The sequence below is a fragment of the Arthrobacter hankyongi genome (assembly GCF_022012395.1).
Classification (GTDB): Bacteria; Actinomycetota; Actinomycetes; order Actinomycetales; family Micrococcaceae; genus Crystallibacter; species Crystallibacter hankyongi.
In genome coordinates, this window is record NZ_JAKLTQ010000006.1 from 191,095 (window position 1) to 204,886 (window position 13,792).

Genomic DNA, 13,792 nt, shown 5'->3' on the forward strand with positions numbered 1-13,792 from the left:
CAATGAGGGCGGCAAATTTCGGTCCTGCCGCGTCGAGGAGTAACCTCGAAACGCTGGCGAAGCTGCTACGGGAGATTGAAGTTGACTGCAAATACCCCCTCGGGAACATCTACCTCGAACATCGACGTTGCCCTGATCGGTGGAGGAATCATGAGCACCACGCTCGGATCCTTCATCAAGCAGCTGCAGCCCGAGTGGAGCATCAGCCTCTTCGAGAACCTGGACCAGGCCGGCCTGGAAAGCTCGGATCCGTGGAACAATGCCGGCACCGGCCACGCGGCGCTGTGCGAGCTGAACTACTCGCCCGCCGGCCCGGACGGGTCCGTCGCCACGGGCAAGGCCGTGGGCATCAACGAACAGTTCCACGTTTCCCGCCAGTTCTGGTCCCACATGGTCACCAACGGACACATCGGGTCCCCCAAGGAATTCATCAACCCGATCCCGCACATGAGCTTCGTCTGGGGCGACGCCCACGCCGATTACCTGAAGCGCCGCTTCGAAGCCTTCAAGGCCCAGCCGGTCTTCGAGCAGATCCAGTTCACCGAGGACCCGGCCCAGCTGGCCGAATGGGCCCCGCTGGTGATGGCCGGACGCGACTCCACCCAGCGGGTCGCCGCTTCCCGCGTGGCCGGCGGCACCGACGTGGACTTCGGTGCACTCAGCCGCAAGCTGGCCGCGTACCTGGCCGGCAACGGAGCCTCGATCAACTACGGGCACCGGGTCACCGACGTCGCCCGCGGTGCTGACGGCCGCTGGGAGCTGAAGGTCAAAGACCAGGCCACCGGAACGCAGAAATCGGTCCGCGCGCGTTTCGTCTTCGTCGGAGCCGGCGGCGGGGCGCTGCACCTGCTGCAGCGCTCCGGCATCCCCGAAGCCAAGGGCTTTGGCGGCTTCCCGGTCTCCGGCCAATTCCTGCGCTGCACCGATGAGTCCGTGATCGCCCGGCACTCGGCGAAGGTCTATGGCCAGGCAGCGGTCGGCGCCCCGCCGATGTCCGTGCCGCACTTGGACACCCGCTTCGTCAATGGCAAGCGCTCGCTGCTGTTCGGCCCCTACGGCGGCTTCTCCCCCAAGTTCCTCAAGACCGGCTCTTTCCTGGACCTGCCGCTGTCGGTCCGTCCGTCCAACCTGGTGCCGATGCTCGCCGTCGGCAAGGACAACCTGGGCCTGGTCAAGTACCTGGTCAGCGAGGTCCTGAAGACCCGCGAGGGCAAGAACGAGGCCCTGCGCGAGTTCTTCCCGGAGGCCGTGGGCGAGCAGTGGGAGCTGATCACCGCGGGTCAACGCGTCCAGGTCATCAAGAAGGACGCCAAGAAGGGCGGCGTGCTGCAGTTCGGCACCGAGGTCATCACCTCCGCCGACGGCAGCATCTCCGGCCTGCTGGGGGCCTCCCCGGGCGCCTCCACCGCCGCACCGATCATGATCCAGGTGCTTGAGCGCTGCTTCCCGACCGAGTTCAAGAACTGGGAGCCGAAGCTGAAGGAAATGATCCCGGGCTATGGTGCGAAGTTGAACGACAACCCGTCCCTGCTGGCCGAGATCACCGCGGACACCAACCGCGTCCTGCAGTTGGGCTGACACCCGGCGCCGTCCCCTCGAAGGCCTTGTCGAAGGCCCCGACGCTGGCTCTGTCCGCGGCGGGGCCTTCGGCGTCCAGCAGTCAGCGCCTAACCGCCTCCCCGAACGCGGCCGCCTCCACGCGCTCCGCGCGCGGGGACCCTTGGCCGCGCTCTTACTCGCTGCGCTCGGAGCGGGTCCCTCGGCGGTTAGGCTTAGACCCATGCATAAGCTGGCCACCCTGTCCCTCGCCAACCGGGCGCTGATCGCCCTGATCACGGTCTTTGTGGCGGTGTTCGGGGTGATCACGATGGGCTCGCTGAAACAGGAACTCATCCCCTCGCTCGAATTCCCGCGGGTCACGGTGGTGACCTCGATGCCCGGGGCCTCCCCGGAGGTCGTGGACAAGCAGGTCAGCGAACCGCTCGAACGCGCACTGAATGCGGTGGAGGGCCTGGACTCCTCCACCGCGACGTCGCGCACCGGCATGTCCACGGTGAACCTGACCTTCGCCTACGGCACCAACCTGGACCGCGCCCGCAGCCAGGTGGACCGGGCTATCTCCAATGCCCGCCAGTTGCTGCCCGACGACGTGTCGCCGCAGTCCCTGGCCGGCAGCATCAGCGACTTCCCCGTGGTCTTCATGGCCGTGTCCTCGGACCTGCCACTGAGCGAGCTGAACACCGAGCTGCAGCGGCTAACCGTACCCCGGCTGCAGAAGGTCGACGGCGTGCGCGGGGCCGAGGTGAGCGGCGGCTCCGCCCGGCACATTGCGATCCTGCCGGACGCGGCGAAGCTGCGCGAGCGCGGCCTCACCGCGGGGTCCATCGCCGACAGCCTCAAGAACAGCGGCGGCCTGGTCCCCGCCGGCGCCGTCGAGCAGGACGGCAAGTCCCTCTCGGTGCAGATCGGCAGTCCACTGGACAGCCTCAAGGCGATCCGCAGCCTGCCGCTGGCCGCGGCCGGCACGGGCACGGCGGCGGCGCCGCAGTCCCCTGCCGCCGCTGTGGCGTCGGACCCGCCGACCATCGGCGAGGTGGCCAGCGTCAAGGTCGCCGACGACGAACGCACCTCGATCACCCGGACCAACGGCGCCGAAACCCTGGCACTGGCCGTCACCAAGACCCCGGACGGGGACACCGTCGGCATTTCCCAGGCGATCACCACCCTGGTGCCCGAGCTCGAGGCCGAACTGGGCCATGGAGCCAGGATCACCACGGTGTTCGACCAGGCCCCGTTCATTGAAAAATCGATCAAGGACCTGACCACCGAGGGCCTGCTGGGGCTGGGCTTCGCGGTGCTGGTCATCCTGGTCTTCCTGCTTTCGGTCAGGTCCACGCTGATCACGGCCATCTCGATCCCGCTGTCGCTGCTGGTGACGTTCATCGCCCTGTCCGCGCTGGACTATTCGCTGAACATCCTGACGTTGAGCGCACTGACCATCGCGATCGGCCGCGTGGTGGATGACTCGATCGTGGTCGTGGAGAACATCAAGCGCCATCTGGGCTATGGCGAGGCCAAGCGCACCGCCATTCTTACCGCGGTGCGCGAAGTGGCCGGAGCGATTACCGCCTCCACGTTGACCACGGTGGCCGTGTTCGCGCCGATCGCGTTCGTCGGGAACCTGGCCGGTGAACTCTTCCGGCCCTTCGCCGTCACGACCGGGCTGGCCCTGCTGGCCTCGCTTGCGGTGTCCCTGACCATCGTGCCGGTGCTGGCCTACTGGTTCGTCAAGTCCCCGGACCAGCAACTGGACCCGGAGCAGGTCCGTGCCGCGGCGACCGCCAAGGAGCACCGTTCCGCGTTGCAGCGCGGCTACCTGCCGGTGCTGGCCGGCACCCAGCGCCACCCGGTGCTGACCCTGGTGGCGGCGGTACTGGTGCTGGCCGGCACGGCGGCGATGGTGCCGCTGATGCAGACGAACCTGCTGGGCGACTCCGGCCAGAACAGCTTCAGCCTCCGCCAGGAAATGCCTCCGGGCAGCAGCCTCGACGTTACCGACGCGGCGGCGCAGAAGGTGGAGAACCTGCTTGATGCCACCGATTGGATCGAAGATGTCCAGGTGACGCTGGGCAATTCCACCGCCGGGCTGGGCGGGTTCCTCTCCGCCGGCTCCAACGTTGCCCAGTTCACGGTCATCACCGAGGAAGGTACGGACCAGGAGGCGCTGCGCGAATCCGTCCGCACCGCCGTGCAGAAGCTGCCCGGCGCCGGGACCATCACCCTGGGTACCCAAGGCGGCGGCTTCGGCACCTCCAGCACGGTGGACGTCACCCTCTCGGCGGCGGACCCGCAGGATCTGAAGGGCGCCTCAGACGCCCTGGTCAAGGAATTGGCCCAGGTCCAGGGCGCAGCAGAGGTCTCCAGCAACCTCTCCGCCGAGGAACCGGTGGTCCAGGTCAGGATCGACCGGGCCAAGGCGGTGGCCGCAGGTCTGAGCGAACAGGAAGTGTCCGGGCTGCTGGCCTCGACGATCAGCCCGTTGCCGGGCGGGACCGTACGGATCGGCACCACCGACTATCCGGTGCAGATCGGTCAAGGGCGACGGTTCACCAGCATCGCCGAGCTGCGGGATGTCCGGCTGACGACGTCGGCCGGGCGCCTCCCGCTGACGGATCTGGCCACCGTCACCCAGGAACGTATCCCCACCTCGATCACCACCACCGGCGGCGAGCGGACCGCCGTCGTCTCCGTCACCCCGGACGGGGACAACCTCGGTGCGCTCAGCGCCGCGGTGCAGGCCCGGCTGGACGCTGTGACGCTGCCGGCAGGAGTCACCGCTGCGCTCGGCGGAGCGGCGACGCAGCAGGCCGAGTCCTTCCAGCAGCTGGGCCTGGCGCTGCTGGCGGCGATTGCGATCGTGTACGTGATCATGGTGGCCACCTTCAAGAGCCTGGTCCAGCCGCTGATCCTGTTGGTCTCGGTGCCGTTCGCGGCCACCGGCGCCATTGCCCTGCTGGTCCTCACCCAGATCCCGCTCGGACTGCCCTCGCTCATCGGCATGCTGATGCTGGTGGGCATTGTGGTGACTAATGCCATCGTGCTCATCGACTTGATCAATCAGTATCGGCGCGGCACCGCCGGCCAGCCCGGAATGAGCGTGGCGGACGCGATCCGGCACGGTGCCCGCCAGCGCCTGCGGCCGATCCTGATGACCGCGCTGGCCACCGTCTTCGCGCTCACGCCGATGGCGCTGGGGCTCACCGGCGAAGGCGGGTTCATTTCCCAGCCGCTGGCCGTCGTCGTCATCGGCGGGCTGGTCTCCTCGACCGCGCTGACGCTGGTTCTGGTGCCTGTGCTCTACCGGCTCGTAGAGGGCCGGCACGAGCGCCGCGCGGCGAAGGCTGCGGCGCCGAAGGTGCTGCCCGAAGAGGTCGGTGCCCAGGTCTAACACCTCCGGAGGCTGCGCCGGCGGGCGTTGACGTCCCGGGGCGCCGGTCTGAAGAATCGCAGCATGGGTACCATCAGGACCGGCCGCCGTTCCGATTCCAGCCGCGAGGGACCGGTGCGCCCGCGGCCGGGCCTGCAGCGCCTGCGTGCCGTACTGCGCTGGCCCCGCCTCCATCTGGCGGTCAAGGCGGCGCTGGCTGCAGGGCTGGCCTGGAGCGCTGCCCACGCCATTCCGGGCGCTGCCCACGAATACCCCTACTACGCCCCGGTGGGGGCCTTGCTCAGCCTCTACCCCACCGTGGCCGGATCCGTGCAGACGACGCTCCAGACGCTCGCCGGCCTGCTGCTCGGCGTCGGATTGGCCTGGCTGATGATGCTCTGGTCCGCACCCAGCGCCTTGTCGATAGCGATCATGGTCTGTCTGGGCGTCCTGCTGGCGGGCATTCCGCGCCTGGGCAGCGGCAAGGACTGGGTTCCCACCGCTGCTTTGTTCGTCCTGCTGGTCGGCGGCCCGGACGCCGAAGACTACTCTGCCGGCTATCTGGTGCAGACCGCGCTGGGAGCGGCCGTGGGCATCCTGGTGAACTTCGTGGTCTTCCCGCCGCTGCACTTCAACGCCGCGGTCAACCAACTGGAGCGGCTGCGCCATGACCTGGCCGATCAACTTGACCAGATGACCGAAGCACTGGTCGAACCATGGCCGCCCGAACACCGGGATTGGTCCGAACGCAGCGATGACCTCGCCCTGCTGGCCTCGCAGGTACGGCAGGCGGTCCAGCAGGCGGCCCTAAGCCGCAAGGCAAATCCACGCCGGCGCCTGCATCCACGGGACCTGGACGAGGACTTCCGGCGGCTGCGGCTGCTTGAGCACGCGGTCTTCCACGTCCGGGACATGACCGATGTGCTCTCCGTCGTCATCTGGGAGGAGCACCTGCAGATTCCTCCGAACCTGGTTGATCCGCTCGCGGCGGCCATGGGCGCCGTCGCCTCGGCCGTCCGGAACCTGGACGAGGACGACGCTGAACGGCTGCGGCAGGAAGCTGCGGACAGGCACCGGGACCTGCTGCAGGAACTGGGCCGGCTGGCCTCCGAGGAGAATCCGCCCGCCGCCGTCGGCTCCCTCGCGGTGAGCCTGGGCCGGATCCTGGCAGGGCTCGCGGACGGCCCCCGGGCCGGCAATACAGCCAGGGAATGAATGGCAGGTCCGCGCCGTTAGGTCAGTAGATGCAATTGCATGTAAACTGGCTGCGGCCCACCGGCCGAACTTGAGAGGACCCGCTATGGAAATCGGCGTATTCAGCGTCAGCGACATCACCCAGGACCCCACTACCGGCCGCATGCCGACCGAGCGCGAACGGATCAAGGCGATGGTCGCCATCGCGCACAAGGTCGAAGAGATCGGCATGGACGTCTTCGCCATCGGCGAGCACCACAATCCGCCGTTCTTCTCCAGCTCCCCCACCACACTGCTGGGCTACATTGCCGCCCAGACCGAGCGCATTACGCTCTCCACCGCGACCACCCTGATCACCACCAACGATCCGGTAAAGATCGCCGAGGACTTCGCCATGCTGCAGCAACTGGCTGACGGCCGGGTGGACCTGGTGCTGGGCCGGGGCAATACCGGGCCGGTCTACCCCTGGTTCGGCAAGAACATCCAGGATTCGCTGGAGCTGACGGTGGAGAACTACGCCCTGCTGCGCAAGCTCTGGGACGAGGACGTAGTCAACTGGCAGGGCAAGTTCCGCACCCCGCTGCAGAACTTCACCGCCACGCCGCGCCCGCTCGACGGCGTCGCCCCGTTCGTCTGGCACGGCTCGATCCGCACGCCCCAGATCGCCGAGCTGGCCGCGTACTACGGCGACGGCTTCTTTGCCAACAACATCTTCTGGCCCAAGGAGCACTACATGCGCCTGATCGGGCTGTACCGCGAGCGCTACGCCCACTACGGCCACGGCACCGCCGAGCAGGCGATCGTGGGCCTGGGCGGCCAGTTCTTCATGCGCCGCAACTCCCAGGACGCCGTGAACGAATTCCGTCCGTACTTCGACAACGCCCCCGTCTACGGCCACGGCCCCTCGCTGGAGGATTTCACCGCACAGACGCCGCTGACGGTGGGCAGCCCGCAGCAGGTGATCGAAAGGACGCTCAGTTTCGCGGACTCCTTCGGCGACTACCAGCGCCAGCTGTTCCTGATCGACCATGCGGGCCTGCCGCTGAAGACGGTGCTGGAGCAGCTGGACCTGTTCGGCGAGGAAGTCCTGCCCGTGCTGAAGAGGGAGTTTGCCGCCCGCAGGCCCGCCGGGGTGCCCGACACGCCCACCCACACCAGCCGCAAAGCCGCCTTGGAGGCCAAGGACGCCACCGAGCAGGCGGGCGCCAATGCCTGACCAGGAACACTTGCCTGATGTGCGCACTACCGCGCAGGCCTGGGAGTCGCTGTTCCGCACCCAGGTGGCGGTCATGCGCCGCATGCAGGGACTGCCGGAATTCAAGAAGCTGTCCATGCGCGAATACGACGTGCTCTTCAACATCAGCCGCTGCCCCACCGGCTGGACCCGGCTCAATGAGCTGAACGAGGCCCTGCTGATCAGCCAGCCAAGCCTGAGCCGGATGGTCGAGCGGCTGGTGGCCAAGGGCCTGCTCCAACGGCGCACCGCCGAACAGGACCAGCGCGGCATCGAGATCTCGCTGACCGAGGAAGGGCGCGAGCTGCAGCGGATCATTGGCCGGGAGCATGTGCGCCATCTGCACGAGATGATTGCGCCGGCGCTCTCCGCCGAGGAGTTCGGCCAGCTTCAACTGCTGACGGAAAAACTGCGGAACGGCCTCAAGCGCGCAGACTGAGGCCCCGGCACCCAGCCCCATAGCAACTTGGGCGGGATAGATGCTGTTATCGAGCCTGATAACAGCATCTATCCCGCCCAAGTTGTCTTGGAAGGGCCCAGGTTCTCGGGGAAGGGGTGGTGGGTTGTCAGCCGAGCTGGATGAGGGCTGTGGGATCCGCGTCGGGGACGGGCTCGTCGATCTCCGCGGTGACCTTGAGTTCCGTCAGGGTCAGGCTGCCGCCGACGGTGGAGAGAAAGGCGGTGTCGGAAGCGTCGCGGCCGGTGGCAATCCGCAACAACCCGTGGCGGGACGCCAGCCCGGTGGCGTCTACCACGTGCCAGGCGCCATCCACGTAGGCCTCGGCGACGGCGTGGAAGTCCATCGGGACCAGTTCCGGTGCGTAGACCGCGGCCACCCGGGCCGGAACGTCCTTGGCCCGCAGCAGTGACACCACCAGGTGCGCGTAGTCGCGGCAGACGCCGCGGCGGGCCAACAGGGTCTGCACCGCGCCGTCCGTGGGGCGCGAGGAACCGCTGACGTAGCGGAGCTCCTGGGCCACCCAGGCACGGACTGCGGTCAGGAGTCCGGCCCCCTGCAAGCTGCCGAATTCGGCGTAGGACGTGGGCAGCAGCCGGTCCGATTCGCAGTACCTGCTGGGCCGGACGTACCGGATGAGGTCCACCTCGTCGGCCGCGGCCGGGGTTGCCCGGCCGGTCACGGTGGCCGAATACTCCAGTTCCACGGTGGCGGGTTGGGCAACCCGGAGCAGATGCAGACGTCCTCCGTGCGCGTCCTCGGCCTCCCGCACCTGGACCGGTTCCGAGTCCACCAGTACCGTCAACTTTTCCTCGAAACCGTCGAAGCCGGGGTTCCGGGCCGCGGCGACGGCGAAGACCATCGAGGTGTTGGCGGTGGTCCTGGCGGAAATACGGGCCGACACGGCTCGTCGCATGCACGCTCCTGTTCAAGGTTGCTCCGGATGGCACCGGGAAGGGCCGCCCCAATTATGCGCACACACCGGACCGGTTTGGCCAAGCGCGCGGCACCGCCGGCCCGAGGCCGCAGGCTGGCCGGGTTCAGCGGGCGAGCGCCTGCACCTGCCGGACGGCGGCGACGACAGCGCGGGCGGCCATGGCCACCTCGGACTCCTTGACTGCGGCGGAGAGGGTCAGGCGGACCGCCGTCTGCGCGACGGCGCGGTCGATGCCCATCGCCAGCAGCACCGCCGAGGGTTCGTCCGATCCGGCATGGCAGGCCGAACCCGAGGAACAGACAATTCCGCGGCGCTCCAGCTCCAGCAGCACCGCCTCGCCGGAGGTGCCCGGGAAGCAGAACGAAGCGCTGCCGGGCAGCCGCTCGTGCGGGTGCCCGGTGAGCACGGCCTCCGGCAGCGCGCCCAGCACCTGGTCCACCAGGAAGTCACGGTAGCGTCCCACCCGGGCCGCGGCTTCGGCCCGCTCGGCCTCGGCCAGCGCCAGCGCGGTGGCGGTGCCGACGGCGCCGGCCACGTTTTCGGTGCCCGAGCGCCGGCCGCGTTCCTGCCCGCCGCCGTGCACCAGCGGCTCCAGCGGAAGCCGGCCGGCGGCATAGAGCAGCCCGCTGCCCTTCGGGGCGCCGAGCTTGTGGCCCGAGATGCTCAGGGAATCCGCGCCGAGTCCGGCGATGTCCAGCGGCAGCCAGCCGGCGGCCTGCACGGCGTCGACGTGGAACGGCACGCCGGCGGCCCGGCAGAGCCGGCCGATCTGTGCCACCGGCTGGACGGTGCCCACCTCGTTGTTGGCGTACATCACCGAGCACAGTGTGGTCTCCGGGGTCAGCGCCGCCGCCAGCGCGTCCAGGTCCACGGTGCCTTCGTCGTCCACCGGGATGCGGGTGGTGCGGAAGCCGTGGAAGCGCTCCAGGTAGTCGGCGGCCTCCAGGACCGAGGGGTGTTCGACGGCGCTGACCACCAGGTGCCTGCCCCGCGGGCGGGCCAGGGCGATACCCTTGATGGCCAGGTTGTTGGCTTCGGTGCCGCCGGAGGTGAAGATGATTTCCCCGGGCCGGCAGCCGAGCACTGCGGCCGCCTTGCCGCGGGCATACTCCAGTGCCCGGGCCGCGGCCTCCCCCACGGTGTGGTGGCTCGAGGGATTGCCGAAGTCCTGGGTGAGGGCCGGCCACATCGCCTCGAGCACTTCACGGCGCACCGGGGCGGTGGCGGCGGAATCCAGGTAGATCATCTGCTGCCTTCCGCTCAGGCGTCCGCGCCGAGGTGGATGTCCAGGCCCAGGTCCAGGGACCGCACGCTGTGCGTCAGTGCCCCGGAGGAGATCACGTCCACTCCGGTGCCGGCGATCCGGGCCACCGTATCCAGCCGCACGTTGCCGCTGGCTTCGACGATAGCCCGGCCGGCCACCTGCCCGACGCCGTCCCGCAGCTGCTCGAGCGTGAAGTTGTCCAGCATGATGGTGTCCACGCCGGCAGCCAGCACCGGCTCGATCTGCTCCGGCGAGTCCACCTCGACCTCGAAGTGCATGGTATGCGGCAGCGCCGCCCTGGCCTCGGCCAGCGCCTCGGTCAGGTCCCGCGTGCCGCCGCGGGTGAGGACCGCCAGGTGGTTGTCCTTGGCCATGACGGCGTCGGAGAGCGAGTACCGGTGGTTGTGGCCGCCGCCGCAGCGCACGGCGAAGCGCTCCAGCGCCCGCAGCCCCGGCGTCGTCTTGCGGGTGTCCGCGATCCGCGCCTTGGTGCCGGCCGTTTCCCGGACGAAGGCCGCGGTCTGCGTGGCGATGCCGCACATCCGCTGCAGCAGGTTCAGCGCCACGCGCTCGCCCAGCAGGATGGCCCGCGCGCCGCCGCTGATCACGGCCAGCACCTGACCGGCCTCGAAGCGTTCCCCCTCCGCGGCCTTGACCGAGACGTCCACGGCGGCATCGACCTGGCGGAACACCGTGCGCAGCACCTCGGCCCCGGCAAAGACCCCCGGCTCGCGGGCGGTGAGCTCCGCCGTCGCCGTGGCGCCGGCCGGAATCAGCACGGTCGAGGTGATATCGCCCCATGGCGCGTCTTCGGCGAGCGCGGCGGCGACGATCCGTTCCACGGTCGGCTGGTCTGCGGGCAGGATAAAGGTCATGGCTGTTCCTGTTCGTTGATGAAGCTGAGGCGTTGCCGGCCCGCGGGGGCCTGTTCGAAGTCCGTGCGGTAGTGCGCGCCCACCGAGTTCCGCCGGGCCGCCGCGGCGGCCACCACCAGCCGCGCCACGGTCAGCAGGCCGGCGCAGCCGTCCTCCGCTACGGTCCATTCGGCCAGCTGCTTGGCCGCCAGCTCGAGCCCGGCGCCGTCCCGGGCCACCCCGGCGGAGGCGCTCATCAGGGCCCGGATCTCGGCCTGGCTGCAGACGGTACCGCCGGCGTCGAAAGCCAGCGGGAGCGCGTCGAAGGACGGAGCGGTGCGGTACTGGTCCAGGGCTTCGACGGCCCGGCGGGCGAAGACCAGGCCTTCGAGCAGGGAGTTGGAGGCCAGCCGGTTCGCCCCGTGCACGCCGGTGCAGGCCACCTCGCCGACGGCAAACAGCCCGGGCACCGAGGTCCTGGCCTGCAGGTCCGTGCGCACCCCGCCCATCCAGTAGTGCGCCGCGGGCACCACCGGCAGCGGTTCGCGGGTCCAGTCGAAGCCCAGTGCCCGGACGGTGGCGTCGATCATCGGGAACCGGCGGGCGAGGAAGTCCTGCCCGCGGGCGGCTGCGACCGCGGTGGCATCGAGGTAGACGGCCGGTTCCAGGCCCTGCTGCGCGAGTTCGCGCTGACGGCTGTAGATGGCCCGGGACACCACGTCCCGCGGGGCCAGCTCGGCATCCGGATGGCAGCCGGGCATGAAGCGCCGGCCGGCGGCATCCACCAGCACGGCGCCCTCGCCGCGGACGGCCTCCGAGACCATGAAGGACCGCCCGCCGGTGGCCGCAGGATCCAGCAGCGTGGGGTGGAACTGGATGAATTCCAGGTCGGTCAGCACCGCACCGGCGGCCCAGGCCAGCGCCGCGCCGTCGCCGGTGGCACCGGCCGGGTTGGTGGTGGCCTCGAAGAGCTGGCCGGCGCCCCCGGTGGCCAGCATGACGACGTCGGCACGGATTTCTTCCGCCCCTGTGGTTCCGCCGCCGGCTGCCTGCAGGACCGCTCCGCGCACCCGGCCGCCGCTGCGCAGCAGGCTGCGGACCGCGGTGTGCTGGCGCAGTTCGAGGTGCCCGGCGTCGGCCAGGTCCCTGACCTGCCGGATCAGCGACAGGGCGAGGCCCGTGCCGGTCCGGTCCCCGCCGATATGCAGGATCCGGGCCGCCGAGTGCGCCCCTTCCAGTCCCAGCGCGTAGCCGTCCGCGGTGCGGTCGAAGGGAACGCCCCAGGCGTCCAGGGTGGCGATCTCCTCCCCGGCGGCGGCGCACAGCAGCCGCACCGCCGCGTCGTCGTTCATCCCCGCACCGGCGCGCAGGGTGTCGGCCACGTGGGCGTCGACCGAGTCCCCGGCCGCGCGGCCCTGCGCCGTAACGGCGGTGATCCCGCCCTGGGCGTGCCAGGTGTTGCTCTCCTCCAGCGCCCCCTTGGTCACCAGGGTGACCGCGGTGTCCGGGCGCCGGGCCGCCAGCGCCGCGGTGTAGAGCCCGGCAATGCCGGAGCCGACGACGACGACGCGCAGCGGCCTGGGTGCGGTGCTCACGGCCGGGCTGCCAGCATCCGCTCGAGGGCCACCCGTGCGGGGACGGCCACGGATTCGGGCACGGTGATCCGGTTCAGGATCTCCCCGCCCGGCAGGGCGTCCGTCCCGGCGTAGGCCTCCAGTACCCAGGCCAGGTAGCCCGGGTGGATCCGGTACATGGTCGAGCACGGGCAGACCACCGGGTCCAGGCAGAAGATGGTGTGCTGCGGGAACTCGGCCGCCAGGCGGTTGACCATGTTGATCTCGGTGCCGACGGCGAAGACGGCCGGTTCCTGGGCGGCGGCGATGGCCTTGCGGATGTAGTCGGTGGAGCCGGCCTCGTCCGCGGCGTCGACCACGGGCATCGGGCACTCGGGGTGCACGATCACCCGCACGCCCGGGTAGTCGGCACGGGCCTTGTCGATCTGCTCCACGGTGAAGCGCTTATGCACCGAGCAGAAGCCGTGCCAGAGGATCACGCGGGAATCCAGCAGGGTCTGCTCGTCGTTGCCGCCGAGGGCCTGGCGCGGGTTCCACATCGGCATCTGCTCCAGCGGCACGCCCATGGCCTTAGCGGTGTTGCGGCCCAGGTGCTGGTCCGGGAAGAACAGCACGCGCTGGGCACGCTCGAACGCCCACTCCAGCACGGTGGCGGCGTTGGAGGAGGTGCAGACGATGCCGCCGTTCTCCCCGACGAAGGCCTTCAGCGCGGCCGAGCAGTTCATGTAGGTGACCGGCATGACCGGGATCCTGCCGTCGGCGTCGGGCTCGGTGCCGAAGACCTCGGCAAGCTGGTCCCAGCAGGCCTGGACCGAATCCGCGTCGGCCATGTCCGCCATGGAGCAGCCGGCTGCCAGGTTCGGCAGGATCACCGCCTGGTCCGGACCGGAGAGCATGTCCGCGGTCTCGGCCATGAAGTGCACGCCGCAGAAGACGATGATCTCCGCCTCCGGCTTCTCCTTGGCGGCGCGGGCAAGCTGGAAGGAATCGCCCACGAAGTCCGCATACTTGACCACCTCGTCGCGCTGGTAGAAGTGGCCCAGGATCACCAGCTTCGAGCCCAGCTTTTCCTTGGCCGCGCGGATGCGCGCATCCAGTTCCTCGTCCGAGGCCAGCCGGTATTCCTCCGGGATCTGCCCCTGCTGCGGGGTGGTGGCCGGGGCAATGTCCGCCATCGAGGCGCCGGGACCGTAGGACGGCGTCCAGGCAGCGGCGCCGGCGGGGGCATCGAACGCCCACGGGCCCTTGGCCAGGTCCTGGCTGCAGGTGCCGCCGGCCGCCGGGCGGGCCAGAGCCTCCTCGCGGGTGATGAGGTCGATGGTGGTGCTGACTGATGCCATGGTGTTCTCCG

The 13,792-nt window shown here is 69.6% G+C and carries 10 protein-coding genes; 5 read left to right on the forward strand and 5 right to left on the reverse strand.

The window, feature by feature from the left end; all coding sequences use genetic code 11:
- Positions 1–81: 81 nt before the first annotated feature.
- The 5 genes from LVY72_RS10815 (at position 82) to LVY72_RS10835 (ending at position 7,794) form a co-directional block, all read left to right on the forward strand.
- Positions 82–1,578 (forward strand): malate:quinone oxidoreductase, encoded by a 1,497-nt coding sequence (locus LVY72_RS10815; RefSeq protein ID WP_269092391.1) that lies wholly within the window; start codon positions 82–84, stop codon positions 1,576–1,578.
- Positions 1,579–1,780: 202 nt separating this feature from the next.
- Positions 1,781–4,948 (forward strand): efflux RND transporter permease subunit, encoded by a 3,168-nt coding sequence (locus tag LVY72_RS10820; protein ID WP_237820656.1) that lies wholly within the window; start codon positions 1,781–1,783, stop codon positions 4,946–4,948.
- A gap of 63 nt (positions 4,949–5,011) precedes the next feature.
- Positions 5,012–6,142 (forward strand): FUSC family protein, encoded by a 1,131-nt coding sequence (locus LVY72_RS10825; protein ID WP_237820658.1) that lies wholly within the window; start codon positions 5,012–5,014, stop codon positions 6,140–6,142.
- 85 nt (positions 6,143–6,227) lie between these two features.
- On the forward strand, positions 6,228–7,337 hold the full coding sequence (locus tag LVY72_RS10830; RefSeq protein WP_237820659.1) for an LLM class flavin-dependent oxidoreductase: 1,110 nt from the start codon (positions 6,228–6,230) through the stop codon (positions 7,335–7,337).
- Positions 7,330–7,794 carry a MarR family winged helix-turn-helix transcriptional regulator gene (locus LVY72_RS10835; RefSeq protein WP_237820661.1) on the forward strand — a complete coding sequence of 155 codons (465 nt, stop codon included), beginning with the start codon at positions 7,330–7,332 and terminating at the stop codon, positions 7,792–7,794. Before LVY72_RS10830 ends, LVY72_RS10835 begins: the two co-directional genes overlap by 8 nt.
- A gap of 127 nt (positions 7,795–7,921) precedes the next feature.
- On the opposite strand, the gene LVY72_RS10840 is transcribed toward LVY72_RS10835, so the two are convergent.
- The 5 genes from LVY72_RS10840 to nadA form a co-directional block, all read right to left on the reverse strand.
- The gene (locus tag LVY72_RS10840; RefSeq protein ID WP_237820663.1) at positions 7,922–8,728 is read right to left on the reverse strand and encodes a transglutaminase-like domain-containing protein; all 807 of its coding nucleotides are present in this window, start codon (positions 8,726–8,728) and stop codon (positions 7,922–7,924) included.
- Between the two features lie 124 nt (positions 8,729–8,852).
- Positions 8,853–9,995 (reverse strand): cysteine desulfurase family protein, encoded by a 1,143-nt coding sequence (locus tag LVY72_RS10845; RefSeq protein WP_237820665.1) that lies wholly within the window; start codon positions 9,993–9,995, stop codon positions 8,853–8,855.
- Between the two features lie 14 nt (positions 9,996–10,009).
- Positions 10,010–10,888 carry a carboxylating nicotinate-nucleotide diphosphorylase gene (gene nadC / locus LVY72_RS10850; protein WP_237820667.1) on the reverse strand — a complete coding sequence of 293 codons (879 nt, stop codon included), beginning with the start codon at positions 10,886–10,888 and terminating at the stop codon, positions 10,010–10,012.
- On the reverse strand, positions 10,885–12,462 hold the full coding sequence (gene nadB / locus LVY72_RS10855; RefSeq protein WP_237820669.1) for an L-aspartate oxidase: 1,578 nt from the start codon (positions 12,460–12,462) through the stop codon (positions 10,885–10,887). Before nadB ends, nadC begins: the two co-directional genes overlap by 4 nt.
- Positions 12,459–13,781 carry a quinolinate synthase NadA gene (gene nadA, locus LVY72_RS10860; RefSeq protein WP_237820671.1) on the reverse strand — a complete coding sequence of 441 codons (1,323 nt, stop codon included), beginning with the start codon at positions 13,779–13,781 and terminating at the stop codon, positions 12,459–12,461. Before nadA ends, nadB begins: the two co-directional genes overlap by 4 nt.
- Between the last annotated feature and the right edge of the window lie 11 nt (positions 13,782–13,792).